The sequence below is a fragment of the Nocardioides marmoraquaticus genome (assembly GCF_054777915.1).
In genome coordinates, this window is the sequence record NZ_BAAHAA010000010.1 from 73,491 (window position 1) to 89,814 (window position 16,324).

General features: G+C 71.8%; 13 protein-coding genes and 1 pseudogene. 7 read left to right on the forward strand and 7 right to left on the reverse strand.

Features of this window, described 5'->3' with window-relative positions:
- Positions 1-190 precede the first annotated feature (190 nt).
- The 3 genes from ACYU8I_RS09765 to ACYU8I_RS09775 all read left to right on the forward strand — a co-directional run bounded on the left by ACYU8I_RS09765 (position 191) and on the right by ACYU8I_RS09775 (position 3,483).
- Positions 191-1,516, forward strand: coding sequence for an ABC transporter substrate-binding protein (locus ACYU8I_RS09765; protein WP_460840056.1), 1,326 nt, complete (start codon positions 191-193; stop codon positions 1,514-1,516).
- A 72-nt stretch (positions 1,517-1,588) separates the two neighbouring features.
- Complete coding sequence (locus ACYU8I_RS09770) at positions 1,589-2,545, forward strand: carbohydrate ABC transporter permease (protein ID WP_460840058.1); 957 nt, start codon at positions 1,589-1,591, stop codon at positions 2,543-2,545.
- Complete coding sequence (locus ACYU8I_RS09775) at positions 2,542-3,483, forward strand: carbohydrate ABC transporter permease (RefSeq protein WP_460840059.1); 942 nt, start codon at positions 2,542-2,544, stop codon at positions 3,481-3,483. Before ACYU8I_RS09770 ends, ACYU8I_RS09775 begins: the two co-directional genes overlap by 4 nt.
- A 48-nt stretch (positions 3,484-3,531) precedes the next feature.
- Here the strand turns inward: ACYU8I_RS09775 and ACYU8I_RS09780 are convergent, their stop codons facing one another.
- From ACYU8I_RS09780 to ACYU8I_RS09790, 3 genes are all read right to left on the reverse strand, one after another.
- Entirely contained in the window at positions 3,532-4,374 is an 843-nt protein-coding gene (locus ACYU8I_RS09780) for a formylglycine-generating enzyme family protein (RefSeq protein WP_460840153.1), read from the reverse strand.
- Positions 4,375-4,757: 383 nt separating this feature from the next.
- Positions 4,758-6,521 carry a proline--tRNA ligase gene (locus ACYU8I_RS09785; protein WP_460840061.1) on the reverse strand — a complete coding sequence of 588 codons (1,764 nt, stop codon included), beginning with the start codon at positions 6,519-6,521 and terminating at the stop codon, positions 4,758-4,760.
- Between the two features lie 373 nt (positions 6,522-6,894).
- Positions 6,895-7,737: a GNAT family N-acetyltransferase gene (locus tag ACYU8I_RS09790; protein WP_460840155.1), complete on the reverse strand. Its 843-nt coding sequence runs from the start codon at positions 7,735-7,737 to the stop codon at positions 6,895-6,897.
- A gap of 92 nt (positions 7,738-7,829) precedes the next feature.
- Between ACYU8I_RS09790 and ACYU8I_RS09795 the strand changes: the two genes are divergently transcribed.
- From ACYU8I_RS09795 to katG, 4 genes are all read left to right on the forward strand, one after another.
- A complete protein-coding gene (locus ACYU8I_RS09795) occupies positions 7,830-8,525 on the forward strand; it encodes a hypothetical protein (RefSeq protein ID WP_460840063.1) in 696 nt (231 codons plus the stop codon).
- A gap of 64 nt (positions 8,526-8,589) precedes the next feature.
- Positions 8,590-10,041 (forward strand): hypothetical protein, encoded by a 1,452-nt coding sequence (locus ACYU8I_RS09800; RefSeq protein ID WP_460840065.1) that lies wholly within the window; start codon positions 8,590-8,592, stop codon positions 10,039-10,041.
- Between the two features lie 51 nt (positions 10,042-10,092).
- Complete coding sequence (locus tag ACYU8I_RS09805; RefSeq protein WP_460840067.1) at positions 10,093-10,527, forward strand: Fur family transcriptional regulator; 435 nt, start codon at positions 10,093-10,095, stop codon at positions 10,525-10,527.
- Positions 10,528-10,606: 79 nt separating this feature from the next.
- Positions 10,607-12,802 carry a catalase/peroxidase HPI gene (katG, locus tag ACYU8I_RS09810; protein WP_460840157.1) on the forward strand — a complete coding sequence of 732 codons (2,196 nt, stop codon included), beginning with the start codon at positions 10,607-10,609 and terminating at the stop codon, positions 12,800-12,802.
- Positions 12,803-13,233: 431 nt separating this feature from the next.
- Here the strand turns inward: katG and ispG are convergent, their stop codons facing one another.
- The 4 genes and pseudogenes from ispG to ACYU8I_RS09830 form a co-directional block, all read right to left on the reverse strand.
- Positions 13,234-14,385 (reverse strand): flavodoxin-dependent (E)-4-hydroxy-3-methylbut-2-enyl-diphosphate synthase, encoded by a 1,152-nt coding sequence (ispG, locus tag ACYU8I_RS09815; RefSeq protein WP_460840068.1) that lies wholly within the window; start codon positions 14,383-14,385, stop codon positions 13,234-13,236.
- 63 nt (positions 14,386-14,448) lie between these two features.
- A complete protein-coding gene (locus tag ACYU8I_RS09820; RefSeq protein ID WP_460840071.1) occupies positions 14,449-14,580 on the reverse strand; it encodes a hypothetical protein in 132 nt (43 codons plus the stop codon).
- Positions 14,581-14,638: 58 nt separating this feature from the next.
- Positions 14,639-14,998: pseudogene (locus ACYU8I_RS09825) on the reverse strand (AAA family ATPase); the annotation flags it as partial.
- Positions 14,999-15,001: 3 nt separating this feature from the next.
- Complete coding sequence (locus ACYU8I_RS09830) at positions 15,002-16,321, reverse strand: M50 family metallopeptidase (RefSeq protein ID WP_460840073.1); 1,320 nt, start codon at positions 16,319-16,321, stop codon at positions 15,002-15,004.
- Positions 16,322-16,324: the final 3 nt, after the last annotated feature.

The window sequence follows — 16,324 nt, forward strand, 5'->3', positions numbered from 1 at the left end:
CGCCCGCCCGATCCCGGTCGTGGCGCGGTCAAGACCCCATCAGACCGGACTTTTCGGAGGGTCAGACCAGGATCTGCGGGGTTGACAGCCGGTGACGGCAGTCACAGACTGTCGCAGCCAGTGCGCGAAACTGTTGGTTTTCGTGCGATCAGAGCGCTGCTTGTCGGCGCATCTCCCGAGGAGTCACCCGATGTCGCACCCCCGTCGCCGATCCGCCGCCCCTCGTGTCCCCGCGTCGGTCGCGGGCACCGCGATGGGTCGCCGCGGCTTCCTGAAGGGCTCGCTCGCGGCCGCCGCGATGGTCGGCGGCAGCAGCCTGCTCGCCGCCTGCGGGGGCGGTGACAGCGGCAGCGGCTCCGGCGGCGACACCGTGAAGTTCGGCGTCAACGAGGCCAAGGGCTCGGGTCCGGCCTACCAGCGCAACCACGCGATGGGCGTGGCCTACCAGAAGGAGTCCGGCGTCACCGTCTCGGAGAACGCCGTCGACCACAACACCTTCCAGGAGAGCATCAACACCTACCTGCAGGGCTCCCCCGACGACGTCTTCACCTGGTTCGCCGGCTTCCGCATGGCCCAGCTGGCCCAGAACGGCCTCATCGAGGACGTCAGCGACGTCTGGCCCATCGACGGCATGAGCGACGCCTTCCAGGAGGCCGCGACCGTCGACGGCAAGCAGTACTTCGTGCCGGTGCAGTACTACCCGTGGGCGGTCTTCTACCGGAAGTCGGTCTTCGAGAAGAACAACTGGACCGCCCCCGAGACCTACGACGACTTCATCTCGCTGATGGACGACATGCAGGGCAAGGACATCACGCCCTTCGCCTTCGGCGACAAGGACGGCTGGCCCGCCATGGGCACCTTCGACATCCTCAACATGCGGATGAACGGCTTCGACTTCCACATGGGCCTCATGGCCGGCGAGGAGTCGTGGGACAGCACCGAGGTCAAGCAGGTCTTCGAGCGCTGGGGCGAGCTGCTCCCCTACCACCAGGCCGACCCGCTGGGCCGCACCTGGCAGGAGGCCGCCACCTCGATGGGCAACGGCGAGTCGGGCATGTACCTGCTCGGCACCTTCGTCACCGACGCCATCCCCGACGTCGACGACCTCGACTTCTTCACCTTCCCCGAGCTCGACTCCTCCATCGGCTCCGACGCCCTCGACGCCCCGATCGACGGCTTCTGCCTCGCCGCGGGTGGGCCGGACCAGGCGGCGGGCAAGGAGTTCCTGACGTTCCTCGGCACGGCGGAGGCGGCCGACGCGGCCAACAACGACGCCGACGCGCCCTTCATCGCCGCCAACTCCGGCGCCAGCACCGCGAAGTACACCGACCTGCAGAAGAAGTCGGTCGAGGTCGTCGGCGCGGCCAGCAACATCGCGCAGTTCCTCGACCGCGACACCAACGCCGACTTCGCCTCGACCGTGGTCATCCCGTCGCTGCAGGACTTCCTCAAGGACCCGTCCCGCATCGACGACATCTGCGCCAGCATCCAGGAGCAGAAGCAGACCATCTTTTGATCCCCGCGGGTGCCCGCCCGCCCCGGCGGCGCGGGCACCCGGCCCCGTTCACCCCCTCCGCTCGGGAGACCCATGACCAGCCAGACCGCGAGCCCAGCGTCGGCACCGCCCCCCACCACCAGCGCCACGCCCCCGGCGAAGGCCCCGAAGCCACCGCGCCGGCGGCGGCTCAGCGGCCGCGACCGCACCGTGGTCGGCCTGATGGTGGTGCTGCCGGCCACGCTCGTGCTCTGGCTGGTCTGGCTGCCGGCCCTGGCGTCGGTCGCGCTGTCGTTCGCCCGCTGGAACGGCTTCGGCGGTCTCGACACCATCGAGTGGGTCGGCTTCCAGAACTTCCGCGACGTCACGACGACGTACCCGCCGTTCTGGCCAGCGATCCGCCACAACCTGATCTGGCTGGGCTTCCTCATCGTGGGCCCGACGCTGCTCGGCATGTTCCTCGCCGTCGTGCTCGACCGCGAGATGAAGTTCAGCCGCTTCTACCAGACCGCGTTCTACCTGCCGGTGGTGCTGTCGCTGGCGCTGATCGGCTTCGTCTGGCAGCTCTTCTACTCGCGTGACCTCGGCCTGATCAACCAGGTCTTCGGCTCGCAGGTCGACTGGTACGGCGACCCCGACGTCAACCTGTGGGCCGTGCTGGTCGCCACCGCCTGGCGCCACACCGGCTACATCATGCTGATCTACCTGGCCGGCCTGAAGGGCGTCGACGCCAGCCTCCGGGAGGCGGCTGCGGTCGACGGCGCCAGCGAGACCAAGACGTTCTTCCACGTCATCTTCCCGGTGATGCGGCCCATCAACATGATCGTCGTGGTGATCGTGGTGATCGAGTCGCTGCGCGCCTTCGACCTGGTCTGGATCGTCAACAAGGGCCGCAACGGCCTCGAGATCATCGCCGCCCTGGTCAGCCAGAACGTCATCGGCGAGGCGACCCGCTACGGCTTCGGCTCCGCGCTGGCCGTGATCATGATGGTGATCTCCTCGGTCTTCATCGCCATCTACCTCCGCGTCGTGTTCAAGGAGCAGCGATGACCGACCTCGCCGTGCCGCCCGGGTCCGAGATGACCCCGCCGTCCACTCCCGCCAAGCGCCCCCCGACGCGCCGCGAGGGCGGGGCGCTCAGCAAGAGCCGCGGCCCCGTCGCCGTGGTGATCATGGGCGCGCTCGCGCTGGTCTGGCTGTTCCCGCTGCTGTGGGCGCTGTGGAACTCCTTCCGCTCCTACGCCAACACCCAGCAGAAGGACTACTTCTCGCTCGACGGCTTCACCCTCGACAACTACACGACCGCCTGGGAGCGCGGGAACTTCGGCCAGTACCTGTTGAACTCGCTCTACATCACGGTGCCGGCCGTGCTGCTGACGCTGTTCCTCTCGAGCCTCGTCGCCTTCGTGCTGGCCCGCTTCAGCTTCAAGCTCAACCTGTCGCTGCTCGGGTTCTTCCTCGCCGCCAACCTGCTGCCGCCCCAGGCGCTGCTGATCCCCGTCTTCCGGATGTTCCGTGACATCCCGCTGCCGACCTGGATGAGCGACTCCGGCTCGATGCTCAGCAGCTACTGGGCGCTGATCCTGGTCAACACCGCCTTCCAGATGGGCTTCTGCACCTTCGTGTTGTCCAACTACATGAAGACGCTGCCCCACGAGATCTACGAGCAGGCCGAGATCGACGGCGCCAGCGTGTGGCGGCAGTACTGGCAGCTGACGATGCCGCTGGTGCGGCCTGCGCTCGCCGCCCTCGCCACGCTGCAGGTCACCTGGATCTACAACGAGTTCTTCTGGGCCACGGTGCTCGTGCAGGACTTCAGCAAGCTGCCGATCACCAGCGGCCTGAACAACCTGCGCGGCCAGTTCTTCACCGACACCAACCTCGTCGCCGCCGGGTCGGTCATGGTCGCGCTGCCGGTGCTGATCGTGTTCTTCGTGCTGCAGAAGCAGTTCGTCTCCGGCCTGACGCTGGGCTCGACGAAGGGCTGACCCGCGCTCCTCGCGTCTGGCCTCGGCGTCGGACCTCGGCGTCGGACCTCAGGCGTCGGCGACGCAGCGGAAGCCGAGGTTGGCCGAGGCCGAGTCGGGGGTGTTCGCGGTGCGCGCGGCCACGCGGTAGCGACGGCAGTAGGAGTCGTGGCACAGGTAGGACCCGCCTCGCATCACCTTGTGCGTGCCGCGCTCGGGGCCTCGCGGCCCGATCCCCGGCGACCGCTCGTAGTACCTGGGGTCGAACCAGTCGGCGCACCACTCCCAGACGTTGCCGACCGCCTGGTGCACGCCCCAGCCGTTGGGCCCGTACGACGCTCCGGGCGCGGTCGTGAGCCAGCCGTCGGCCAGGCTGTTGGCACGCGGGAAGTCGCCCTGCCAGATGTTGCAGCGCCACTCCCCCTCGGGCGTGCGCTCGTCACCCCAGGGGTAGCGCGCCCCCTCGAGCCCGCCCCGAGCGGCGCGCTCCCACTCGGCCTCCGTCGGCAGCCGCTTGCCGGCCCAGGCGGCGTACGCCGCGGCGTCGCGCCACGAGACGTGCACCACCGGGTGGTCGGCGCGGTCGTCGACGTGGGAGTCGGGCCCCTCGGGGTGTCGCCAGTCGGCGCCCCGCACGGCCCACCACCACGGGGTGCCCTCGAGCGCGTGCGTCACGTGCGGGCTGCGGGGGGCGACGGCGAGGTGGAAGACGGCTCCGACCCCGAGGTCCTCGGCGTCGGTCAGGTGGCCGGTGTCGTCGACGAACGCCGCGAACGCGGCGTTGGTGACCGTGGTCGCGTCGACCCGGAAGGCGGGCAGCTCGACCTGGTGCACCGGACGTTCGCCGTCACCCGGCTCGCCGTCGCCGTGGTGGTCGCCCATCGCGAACCGGCCGGCGGGCACCGGCACCATGCCCTGCGGGTCGGGCTCACGCACCGGACGCGGCGCCTCGGCCCAGGGCGCGCCCGCCCCGAGAGAGCCGCTGCAGCAGGCGTGCGGAGCAGCGGTGTCGTCCTCGGCCACCGGGACAGCGTGCCACGGTCCGGCTCGCGGACCCGCTGCCCCTTCGTGACGCCCGCTCGTCCCTCGCGGGCTTCTCAGGGAGCGGAACCGTCCTGCTCCCTGGGTGCGAGCACAGCACTCCACCCCCGCTCCCTGAGGCGCGAGCGCAGCAACCACGAAGGGCGCGGCCACAACTCGCCCGGCCCTTCGAGACGGTTGCTGCGCAACCTCCTCAGGGACCAGACCGTTCCGCTCCCTGAGGTGCGAGCGCAGCGAGCCACGAAGGGTGCGGGCTACCCCCGCACGACCCCCGCGAGGTGGGTGGCGGCGTCGGTGACGGGGACCTCGGTGCGCTCGCCGGAGCGGCGGTCCTTGACCTCGACGTTGCCGTCGGCGAGGCCGCGGCCGACGGTGACGATGGTCGGCACGCCGATGAGCTCGGCGTCCTTGAACTTCACGCCGGGGCTGACCTTGGGCCGGTCGTCGTAGAGCACCTCGAGCCCCTGGGCCGACAGCTCCTCGGCCAGTCGCTGGGCCGCCTCGAAGACCGCCGCGTCCTTGCCGGTGGCGACGAGGTGCACGTCGGCGGGGGCGACCTCGCGCGGCCAGACCAGGCCGAGCTCGTCGTGGTTGCCCTCGGCGATGACCGGCACGGCGCGCGAGACGCCGACGCCGTAGGAGCCCATGGTGACGGTGACGAGCTTGCCGTTCTCGTCGAGCACCTTGAGGTCGAGCGCCTCGGCGTACTTGCGGCCGAGCTGGAAGACGTGGCCCATCTCGATGCCCCGCGCCGTCTCGAGCGTGCCGTCGCAGCGGGGGCAGGGGTCGCCGTCGCGCACCTCGGCGGCCTCGATGGTGCCGTCGGGGGTGAAGTCGCGACCGGCGACGAGGTCGTAGACGTGGTGACCGGGCTGGTCGGCGCCGGTGATCCAGCGGGTGCCGTCGACGACGCGCGGGTCGACCAGGTAGCGGATGCCGCTGGCGTTGCCTTCCCCCAGCACCCCGGGCCCGATGTAGCCCTTGACCAGGGCCGGGTGCTTGGCGAGCTCCGCCTCGTCCATCGCCTCGACCTCGGTGGGCTCGAGCATCCCCCCGAGCCGCTTCTGGTCGACCTCGCGGTCGCCGGGCAGGCCGATGGCCAACGGCTCGCGGGTGCCGTCGGCGTGCTTGAGCACGACGAGCACGTTCTTGAGCGTGTCGGCCGCGGTCCACGGACGATCGTCTCGCGGCAGCACGGCGTTGGAGTGGTCGACCAGCGTTTGGATGGTCGGGGTGTCGGGGGTGTCCTCGACGTGCGCGGCCGGGGCGTCGTCGAAGGGCACGGCCTCCGGCGGGCGCACCTGCACCGCCTCCACGTTGGCGGCGTAGTCGCACGACGTGCAGCGCACGTAGGTGTCCTCGCCCACCTCGCTGCGCGCCAGGAACTCCTCGCTCGCCGAGCCGCCCATCGCCCCGCTGGTCGCCTGCACCACGACGTAGTCGAAGCCGAACCGGTCGAAGATGCGGTGGTACGCCGCGCGGTGGGCGGCGTACGACGCCTCGAGGCCGGCGTCGGTGGTGTCGAAGGAGTAGGAGTCCTTCATCGTGAACTCGCGACCGCGGATCAGCCCGGCGCGGGGCCGCGCCTCGTCGCGGTACTTGGTCTGGATCTGGTAGAGCCAGACCGGCAGGTCCTTGTAGGAGGAGTAGAGGTCCTTGACCACGAGCGTGAACATCTCCTCGTGGGTCGGCCCCAGCAGGTAGTCGCCGCCCTTGCGGTCCTGGAGCCGGAAGATGCCGTCGCCGTAGTCGGTCCAGCGCCCGGTCGCCTCGTACGGCTCCTTGGGCAGCAGCGCCGGGAACCGCACCTCCTGCGCCCCGATCGCGTCCATCTCCTCGCGCACGATCGCCTCGACCTTGCCGAAGACCCGCAGGCCTAGCGGCAGCCAGGTGTAGATGCCGGGTGCCGCGCGCCGGATGTAGCCCGCCCGCACGAGCAGCTTGTGGCTCGGCACCTCGGCGTCCGCGGGGTCTTCGCGCAGCGTGCGGACGAACAGCGTCGACATCCTCAAGATCACGGGCGTCAGGGTACGGCGCTCGCCCGGCGCCCCGCGCGCCGGTTTCGCCGCCCCGGGCCGGCCGGGCGGTTCGGGCTGGTGAGGTGCGACGGCCGCCCTTCGTGACGCCCGCTCGTCCCTCGCGGGCTCCTCAGGGAGCGGCCCGTCGCTGTTCGCGCCCTGAGCCATCCCTCCGGTCCCTGAGGTGCGAGCGCAGCGAGCCCTCCCGCTCCCTGAGGTGCCAGCGGAGCCAGCCCTCCCGCTCCCTGAGGTGCGAGCGCAGCGAGCCGCGAAGGGCGCGGCCCGTCACTTCCCGCTCCCTGAGGCGCCGAGCGGAGGGGGCCCTCATCCCGCTCCCTGAGGTGCGAGCGGAGCGAGCCACGAAGGGTGGGGCTCAGAACATGATGGTGGAGAAGGTGGTGGTCTGCTCGAAGCCGACCCGCTCGTAGGCGGCGCGGGCGGGGGTGTTGTGGGCGTTGACGTAGAGCGACACCGCGGGCGCGACCTCCTCCAGGCACAGCGCGACCACCGCGGCCATGCCGGCCGTGGCGAGGCCCTGGCCCCGGAGCTCGGGGTCGACGTAGACGCCCTGCACCTGGCACGCGCGCGGGCTCGCGCAGGCGACCTCCGCCTTGAACAGCACCCGGCCGTCCTCGATGCGGGAGAACGACCAGCCGCGTCCGACGAGCTGGTTGACCCGGGCGCGGTAGAGGTCGCGGCCGCCGTCGACCTCGGGGCTGACGCCGACCTCCTCGGTGTACATCGCCACGCAGGCCGGGTAGAGGATGCCGGCCTCCTCCCGCGTCGTACGCCGCACCGCGGGGTCGGGCTCGACCCGGGGCGCACTGGTGGTCACGAGGTGGGGCTGGTCCCAGCGCAGCTCGCGCGGCTCGGGCCACACCGTGCGCAGGTGCTCCCAGAGCCGCTCGACGCGGTGCCGCTCGCCGACGACCGTCGAGCTGCGTGGCGTCTCGTGGGCGGCGCGCTCGGCGAAGGCGTCGAGCGCCTCGGCGTCGCCGCCGACCGGCACCAGGTTGGCGCCCACGTGCGCCAGCGCGACCAGCTCGCCGTCGCGCTGGTAGCCCCACATCTCCCCGCCGAGCCATCGCGGGTCCAGCTGGGTGAGCCGGGTGCGGTAGTCGGCGAAGACGTTGACGACCGGGTCGCGGTCGACGACCTGCAGCGCGGCGTTGACGTCGGAGGGACCGAGCACCCGCACGCCCGACCCCGACCGCATCACGCCGGCGAGCCTATCGGCACGGCTCGCGGCTCGGTGCGGCGTCGGGCAATCGCCCCCGAGGGCGGTGACGCAGCACTACCGTGGCCCACATGTCCCGCCGGTGCGCCCGTCCCCGCCCGCGGAGCGTCGCCTGGCGCGCAGCGCTGCTGGCCGGCGTGGCCCCGCTCCTCGTGGCGTGCGGGGGCGGCGAGCCCGACGCCGCGCCGAGCGAGGCGCCGTCCGCCGACCCGGACGTCACCGAGTGCCGCGAGCAGTGGCAGGCCCTCGCCGACGAGGTCGACGACGAGCTGACCGGGGACGAGGAGGTCGTGACCCCCTCCGGGCTGCAGGGCCGGTGGGTGACGGTCACCGCGCAGATCGACTACTACGCCTCGTCCGGCACGGCGGGCGACTGCGAGAAGACCCTCGAGCAGGAGCAGGACACCATCGCGGCCCTCGAGAAGTTCTCCGAACAGCTGGCTCCGCTCGATGTCGAGCTCGCGCTGAGTGGGTACGAGCGCGACCTCACGTCGTACGCCCGGCCCTCGGGTCGAGAGGGCCGGGCTGCGCCGTCGGGCAAGCAGGTGGAGGCCGCGCTCGCCGACCTGCGACGACTCGCACCGCAGGTCACCGCCGACCAGGCGGCCGGGTGGCAGCAGGCCGCCGTGACCGACGTCGGCGAGGCGAAGGCGCGCCGCGGAGCCGTCGCCGACCTCGAGGTGCTCTCGGGCGAGAGCAGCGCCTACCGCAAGGCCGAGCGCGCGATCGCCGTGCTGAAGAGGGCGAGCAGGGCCACCGCCGACTGAGCCGGCCTCGACGGGCCTGCCGGGGTCGGCCGGAGCCCACCCACCGACCTGCCATGCTCCACCCGTGGCCCCGCCGACCGCCCTCCCGAGCGACCCGACGAGCGACCCGACCGGCGACCCGACGACGCCCTCCCCGACCGCGCACGGCGGCGACGACGGTCCCTCCCGCCTGCTGGGCGCCGCAGCGTGGCTCGGCCTGCTGCTCGGCGCCGCCCTGGTCGCGTGGGCCTTCCTCTACCCCGACGTCACCGGCACCGAGGTCTACTCCCGCGCGCCGCGCAACTCCTCCACCCGGGAGGTCCCGCCGCTGCACGGGCTGTGGCAGCCGTCGTGGTTCGGCCCCGGCACCCTGCCCACGCTGCTCGTCGCGCTGCTGTCGCTGCGGTACGCCGCCGGGCTGGCCGAGCGGCTCCCCTGGCGCCGCCTGCTGCTCGCGTCGTACGGCGCAGGGCTGGCGTGGCTGCTCTCGCTCGCACTCGTCGACGGCACGAGCGGGCTGTCGCGTCAGCTCGGCAACCCCTACGAGTACCTCGTCGAGGCGCGCAGCGTCACCGACGTCGGCACGCTGCTCTCGACGTGGACCGAGCGGATGCCGATGGACTCCCCCGACGCCTTCGTCACCCACGTCGCCGGCCACCCGCCGGCGGCGCTGCTCTTCTTCGTCGGCCTGGTGCGCGTCGGGCTCGGCGGCGACCTCGCGGCCGGCGTGGTGGTCACGCTTCTCGCGGCGACGACCGCGGTCGCCGTGCTCGTGACGCTGCGGGCGCTCGGCGAGGAGCGGTTCGCCCGGAGGGCGGCGCCCTTCGTCGTGCTCGCGCCCAGTGCCGTGTTCATGGCGGTGTCGTTCGACGCCGTGATCGCCGCGACGGCGGCCTGGGGCCTGGCGTGCCTCGCCCTCGGAGCGACCGCCGTACGCCGCGGCCGCACCACGCGGTGGGCCGTGGGCTGGTCGCTGCTGGCGGGCCTGCTGCTCGGGACGCTGGTGATGTTCTCCTGGGGCATGCCGCTGATGGGGCTGCTCGCCCTGGCGGTCCTGGTGGCCGCCCGGTCGTGGCTGCCGCTGCCGGTCGCGGCCGGAGCGGCGCTCGTGGTGGTGCTGGGCTTCGCGCTCGCCGGGTGGTCGTGGTGGGAGGTCTACCCCGACCTGGTCGACCGCTACGACGAGGGCATCGCCAAGGACCGCCCGATCGGCTACTGGTGGTGGGCCAACCTCGCCCTGGTGCTGCTCAGCGCGGGCCCGCTGCTGGCCGCCGGCCTCGGAGCCTGGCTGGTGAGCCTCGGTCGGTGGCGCGAGCGCGTGGTGCCGCTGCTCCTGGTCGGCGGCGCCGTGGCCATGGTCGCCGCCGCGAGCATCTCGGGGATGAGCAAGGCGGAGGTCGAGCGGATCTGGCTGCCCTTCATGCCGTGGCTGCTGCTCTCGTGCGCCCTGCTGCCCCCGCGTCTGCGCACCTGGGGTCTGGGGCTGCAGCTGGCCACGGCCGTGGTCGTGCAGCACCTCTTCTACACGACCTGGTGAGGACGCGCGCCTGTTCTTGATTCATTCAAGTTTTTGCGACAAGGTGGGGACATGCCCGCCACCGAGGAGCTGCTGCAGGAGCTGCGCGGGGCCTCCCTGCGCGTCACGCGGCCCCGGCTGGCCGTGCTGGGCGCGGTGCACCAGCGGCCCCACGCCGACACCGACACCGTCATCCGGGCGGTCCGCGCCGAGCTGGGCGAGGTCTCGCACCAGGCCGTCTACGACGTCCTGCGCGCCCTGACCGAGGCCGGGCTCGTGCGACGCATCCAGCCCTCCGGCAGCGTCGCCCGCTACGAGGCGCGCGTCGGCGACAACCACCACCACGTGGTGTGCCGCGGCTGCGGCGTCATCGCCGACGTCGACTGCGCCGTCGGCGAGGCACCCTGCCTCACCGCGTCCGACGACCACGGCTTCCGCATCGAGGAGGCCGAGGTCGTCTACTGGGGCACCTGCCCGGCCTGCGCCGCCGTACCCGCCACCACCTGACCACCCGCTCACGACCGCTCACACCCCACACCAGGAGGAACCTGTGTCGCAGCACGACCACGAGACCGTCGAAGCCGACATGAACACCGAGGAGGCTGCGGGCTGCCCGGTCCACGCCGGCCGCATGGGTCACCCGACCGAGAGCGCGGACAACACCGACTGGTGGCCCAAGGCGCTCAACCTCCGCATCCTGCGCAAGCACCAGCAGGTCGCCAACCCGATGGAGGACGACTTCGACTACGCGAAGGAGTTCGCCGGGGTCGACCTCGGCGAGCTGGCGCGCGACGTCGACGCCGTGCTCACGACCTCGCAGGACTGGTGGCCGGCCGACTTCGGTCACTACGGCGGCTTCATGATCCGCATGGCCTGGCACTCCGCCGGCACCTACCGCGTCGGCGACGGTCGCGGCGGCGCCGGTGCCGGCATGCAGCGCTTCGCGCCGCTCAACAGCTGGCCTGACAACGGCAACCTCGACAAGGCCCGCCGCCTGCTGTGGCCGGTCAAGCAGAAGTGGGGGCGCCGCGTCAGCTGGGCCGACCTGATGATCTTCACCGGCAACCGCGCGCTGGAGACGATGGGCTTCACGACCTTCGGCTTCGCCGGCGGTCGCGCCGACGTGTGGGAGCCCGACGAGGACGTCTACTGGGGTCCCGAGCAGACCTGGCTCGGCGACGAGCGCTACACCGGCGACCGCGAGCTCGAGAAGCCGCTCGGCGCCGTCCAGATGGGCCTGATCTACGTCAACCCCGAGGGCCCCAACGCCAACCCCGACCCGCTGGCCTCGGCGCGCGACATCCGCGAGACCTTCGGACGGATGGCGATGAACGACGAGGAGACCGTCGCACTGATCGCCGGTGGCCACACCTTCGGCAAGACCCACGGTGCCGCCGACCCCGAGGAGCACGTCGGTCCGGAGCCCGAGGGCGCCGACATCGTCGAGCAGGGCCTCGGCTGGAAGCAGGGCTTCGGCAAGGGCAAGGGCCGCGACACCATCACCTCCGGCCTCGAGGTCACCTGGACCTCCACGCCCGTGCAGTGGTCGATGGGCTACTTCGACAACCTCTTCAGGTACGAGTGGGAGCTGACCAAGAGCCCCGCCGGTGCCTGGCAGTTCGAGGCCAAGGGCGACGAGGCCGCCAACACCATCCCCGACCCCGAGACGGGCGAGATGAACCGGCGTCCCACGATGCTGGTCTCCGACGTCGCGCTGATCGCCGACCCGATCTACCGCGAGATCTCCGAGCGCTTCCACCGTGACGAGGCGGCGTTCGCCGATGCCTTCGCCCGCGCCTGGTTCAAGCTGACCCACCGCGACATGGGCCCGATCGAACGCTACGTCGGCTCGCAGGTGCCCGAGGAGGAGCTGCTCTGGCAGGACCGCGTCCCGGCCGTCGACCACCCGCTGGTCAGCGACGCCGACGTGGCCGTGCTCAAGCAGACCCTGCTCGACTCCGGCCTCACCGTCTCGCAGCTGGTCAAGGCGGCGTGGGCGGCGGCGTCCTCGCACCGCGTCAGCGACAAGCGCGGTGGCGCCAACGGCGGTCGGCTGCGGCTCGAGCCGCAGCGCGGCTGGGCCGTCAACAAGCCCGACGAGCTCGACCGCACCATCCGTGTGCTCGAGGGCGTCAAGGCCGACTTCGACGCGCAGGGCGACACCAAGGTCTCCTTCGCCGACCTCGTCGTCCTCGGTGGCGTCGCGGCCGTCGAGAAGGCCGCCGCCGACGGCGGCGTGCAGGTCACGGTGCCGTTCGTCCCGGGTCGCACCGACGCCACCCAGGAGCAGACCGACGTCGACTCCTTCGCGTGGCTCGAGCCGACCTCCGACGGCTTCCGCAACGTGCTCGGCAAGGAGGGCCGCCTCCCCGCGGAGTACCGCCTCGTCGACCGCGCCAACCTGCTCGGCCTCTCCGCCCCGGAGATGACCGTGCTCGTCGGCGGCCTGCGGGTGCTCGGCGCGAACACCGGTGACAACCCCAAGGGCGTGCTCACCGACCGCGTCGGTGTGCTCAGCAACGACTTCTTCACCAACCTGCTCGACATGGGCATCGAGTGGCACGGGGTCGAGGGCGACGACGACGGCTTCACCGCCACTGACGCCTCCGGCGCCGAGAAGTGGACCGGCAGCCGCGCCGACCTGGTGTTCGGCTCCAACTCCGAGCTGCGCGCCCTGGCCGAGGTCTACGCCTCGTCCGACGCCGGTGAGAAGTTCGTCCGCGACTTCGTCGCCGCCTGGCACAAGGTGATGATGCTCGACCGCTACGACCTCACCGCCTGAGCGTCGTACGACCCACGACGGCCGCCGTCCCCGCCCGGGGCGGCGGCCGTCCGTCGTACGGCGGCGCTCCGCCCCCGTGGCGCCGACCACGGTCCACATCTCGCAGGGCCGCGGCGTCGTCAGGCCTGCGAGGCGTGGACCGTTGGCAAAGTCACTGGTTAACCAGTGACTTTGCCGCTGAGCCACGCAAGCATGCGTGGCTCAGCGGCAGACTTCCGTGCTCAGTGCAGCAGCGCCTGCAGCGTGACGTCAGGCGAGCTGGTCGCTGGGGCGACCAGACCTGGTCACATCCGGTGCTCAGGTCACAGCAGCCACAAGAGTCACTGGTTGACCAGTGACTTTCTCGACGACCAGCCCCCGCGACGACATGGGAATCGGCGCCCCAGCGAACGGGCCGCGCGACGCCGCCCGACGAGCGGCGTACGACGGCCTCAGCCGACGGTGACCTCGGCGGAGGCGCCCTCCTCGGACTCCATGTCCTCGGCGATGCGCATGGCCTCCTCGATGAGGGTCTCGACGATCTGGCTCTCGGGGACGGTCTTGATGACCTCGCCCTTGACGAAGATCTGGCCCTTGCCGTTGCCCGAGGCGACGCCGAGGTCGGCCTCGCGGGCCTCGCCGGGGCCGTTGACGACGCAGCCCATGACGGCGACGCGCAGCGGCACCTCCATGCCCTCGAGACCGGAGGTCACCTGCTCGGCGAGCTTGTAGACGTCGACCTGGGCGCGGCCGCACGACGGGCACGAGACGATCTCGAGCTTGCGGGGCCGCAGGTTGAGCGACTGCAGGATCTGGATGCCGACCTTGACCTCCTCGACGGGAGGCGCCGAGAGCGAGACGCGGATGGTGTCGCCGATGCCCTGCGAGAGCAGCGCGCCGAAGGCGGTGGCCGACTTGATGGTGCCCTGGAAGGCGGGGCCGGCCTCGGTGACGCCGAGGTGCAGCGGCCAGTCGCCGGCCTCGGCGAGCAGCTCGTAGGCGCGCACCATGACGACGGGGTCGTTGTGCTTGACCGAGATCTTGAAGTCGTGGAAGTCGTGCTCCTCGAACAGCGAGGCTTCCCAGACGGCCGACTCGACCAGCGCCTCGGGCGTGGCCTTGCCGTGCTTGTCCATGATCCGCTTGTCGAGCGACCCGGCGTTGACGCCGATGCGGATCGAGGTGCCGTGGTCCTTCGCGGCCTGCGCGATCTCCTTGACCTGGTCGTCGAACTTGCGGATGTTGCCGGGGTTGACCCGCACGGCCGCACAGCCGGCCTCGATGGCGGCGTAGACGTACTTCGGCTGGAAGTGGATGTCGGCGATCACCGGGATCTGCGACTTCTGCGCGATGGCGGGCAGCGCGTCGGCGTCGTCCTGCGAGGGGCAGGCGACGCGCACGATGTCGCAGCCCGAGGCGGTGAGCTCGGCGATCTGCTGGAGCGTGGCGTTGATGTCGGAGGTGAGCGTCGTGGTCATCGACTGCACGGAGACGGGGTGGTCGCTGCCGACCCCCACCTTGCCGACCTGGATCTGGCGGGTGGGACGACGCGGCGCCAGCACCGGCGGCGGGGCGGCGGGCATACCGAGGGAGACCGTGCTCATGGCTCCATCGTAGGAGGCCCGTCGAACTGGCCGGCTCTCCGGCCGGACCAGCCCGCGGCGGGCTCAGTCGACGGTCGCGAGCAGCCGTCGGTACGTCGCCTCGACCTCGCCCTCGCGGCTGCGCACCACCACGGCGTCCGGCCGGAGGCAGCAGCGCCAGCAGGCCGGCGTGCCACCGGACGAGGGCCTCGTCACCGCCGTCGGCGGCCACGATCGCCTTGACCTGCTCGTGCCACGGGTCGGCACCCCCGCGCCGTGCGAACCGGGCCACCGTGGCGCCGGCCTCGTCGCTCTCGTCGAGCACGACGCGCTCCACCAGGCGGGCACCGGCGCGGTCGGTCAGGTCGTCGAAGCGCGCGACCTCTCTCGGGTCGGTGAGCAGCTGCGGCAGGACGACGTCGTGCCCGGAGACGAGGTAGGCCTCCACCATCGCCTGGGCGGCGGGGCGGACCAGCGCCCCGGCCCGGGCGAAGTCGTCGTCCCAGCCGCCGATCATGGTGCGCAGCACGTCGACGTCGCAGCACAGCGTGCCCGGGTGGTCGGCGGCCCAGCGGCGGGCCAGGGTCGACTTGCCGATCCCCGGCGGACCGTTGAGCAGGAGCAGCCGGGCCACGGCTCAGACGAGCGTGATGGGCGCGAAGATGTCGGCGGCGATCAGCACCACGCTGACCACCAGGATCACCGCGGCCATGGCGTAGGTGACCGGCAGCAGTCTCGCGCTGTCGACGCCGCCGGGGTCGGGTCGGCCGCGCAGCCGCGCCCAGGCGCGGCGCAGGCTCTCGTAGAGGGTGGTGGCGATGCCGGCGCCGTCGAAAGGCGGCAGCGGCACCAGGTTGACCAGGCCGAGGAAGAGGTTGAGCCCGGCCAGGAGCAGCAGGATGGCGTTGAGCCGTTCGGCGACCGGGAGCTCCTCGGCGGAGGCCAGGTCACCGGCGATGCGACCCGCACCGACGACGCTCATCGGGCCCTCGGGGTCGCGCTCCTGCAGACCCAGCGCGGCCTGCCCGGCCTCCCAGACCCGCACCGGCATCGTGCCGATGATCCGCAGCGTCCTCTGCACGCCGTCGACCATCGTCGTCACGACGTAGCCGACGTCCTCGCGCTCGCGCGACTGACCGGGCACGACGCCGAGAAACCCGACCTCGGTCAGCCGCTCGGGGTCCTGCGGGTCGGTGCTGCGCGCGGTGACCGTGGTGGTCGGGGTCAGGGTGACCTCGCGCCCGTCGCGCTCGACCACGACGGTCGCCTGGCGGTCGCCGTTGGCGCGGATCAGCCGCTGGGCCTCGGACCAGGTGTCGATCGCCTCGCCGTTGATCAACACGAAGCGGTCGCCGGCCTGGAAGCCCGCGGCCGCGGCCGGCGACTGCGGGTCGGCCGCGGTGCACCCGCGGTTGGCGTCGGCGTCGCCGCGCACCGCCACGACGCACTCGGAGACCGCGTCGACGGTCGTGGTCGGCTGCAGCACGCCGTAGCCGATGAAGGACATGGCGAAGAGCACGAAGGCCAGCACGAGGTTGATCGCCACGCCCGAGCCCATGATGACGATGCGCTGCCAGGCGGGCTTGTCGTAGAAGAGCCGACCGTGGTCGTGGGGCCCGACCGACTCGTACTCCGCCTCCTTCGTGTCGCTCACCAGCTGGGCGAACATGCCGGTGTTGCGCGAGCGGACCTTGTCGTCGGTCTGGTCGGGGTCGGCGTTGGGCGGCACCATCCCGACGAGCTTGCAGTAGCCGCCGAGCGGGATCGCCTTGACGCCGTACTCGGTCTCGCCCCGCTGACGCGACCACAGGGTGCGTCCGAAGCCGATGAAGAACTGCGTGACCTTGACGTTGAAGAGCTTGCCGGGCAGCAGGTGCCCCGCCTCGTGGAGCCCGATCGACAGGGCGAGACCCACGACGAACAGCAGCACGCCGAGCAGGAAGAGCAGGACGGTCATCGG

What these genes read in the sequence shown, in the direction of transcription:
- ACYU8I_RS09790 (WP_460840155.1), bottom strand. Translation starts at nt 7,737, where the DNA reads ATGCGGTCGGGGTCGGGCGTGCGGGTGCTCGGTCCCTCCGACGTCAAC.
- ispG (WP_460840068.1), bottom strand. Translation starts at nt 14,385, where the DNA reads ATGAGCACGGTCTCCCTCGGTATGCCCGCCGCCCCGCCGCCGGTGCTG.
- ACYU8I_RS09765 (WP_460840056.1), top strand. Translation starts at nt 191, where the DNA reads ATGTCGCACCCCCGTCGCCGATCCGCCGCCCCTCGTGTCCCCGCGTCG.
- ACYU8I_RS09795 (WP_460840063.1), top strand. Translation starts at nt 7,830, where the DNA reads ATGTCCCGCCGGTGCGCCCGTCCCCGCCCGCGGAGCGTCGCCTGGCGC.
- ACYU8I_RS09805 (WP_460840067.1), top strand. Translation starts at nt 10,093, where the DNA reads ATGCCCGCCACCGAGGAGCTGCTGCAGGAGCTGCGCGGGGCCTCCCTG.
- ACYU8I_RS09830 (WP_460840073.1), bottom strand. Translation starts at nt 16,321, where the DNA reads ATGACCGTCCTGCTCTTCCTGCTCGGCGTGCTGCTGTTCGTCGTGGGT.
- ACYU8I_RS09775 (WP_460840059.1), top strand. Translation starts at nt 2,542, where the DNA reads ATGACCGACCTCGCCGTGCCGCCCGGGTCCGAGATGACCCCGCCGTCC.
- katG (WP_460840157.1), top strand. Translation starts at nt 10,607, where the DNA reads ATGAACACCGAGGAGGCTGCGGGCTGCCCGGTCCACGCCGGCCGCATG.
- ACYU8I_RS09770 (WP_460840058.1), top strand. Translation starts at nt 1,589, where the DNA reads ATGACCAGCCAGACCGCGAGCCCAGCGTCGGCACCGCCCCCCACCACC.
- ACYU8I_RS09780 (WP_460840153.1), bottom strand. Translation starts at nt 4,374, where the DNA reads ATGGTGCCGGTGCCCGCCGGCCGGTTCGCGATGGGCGACCACCACGGC.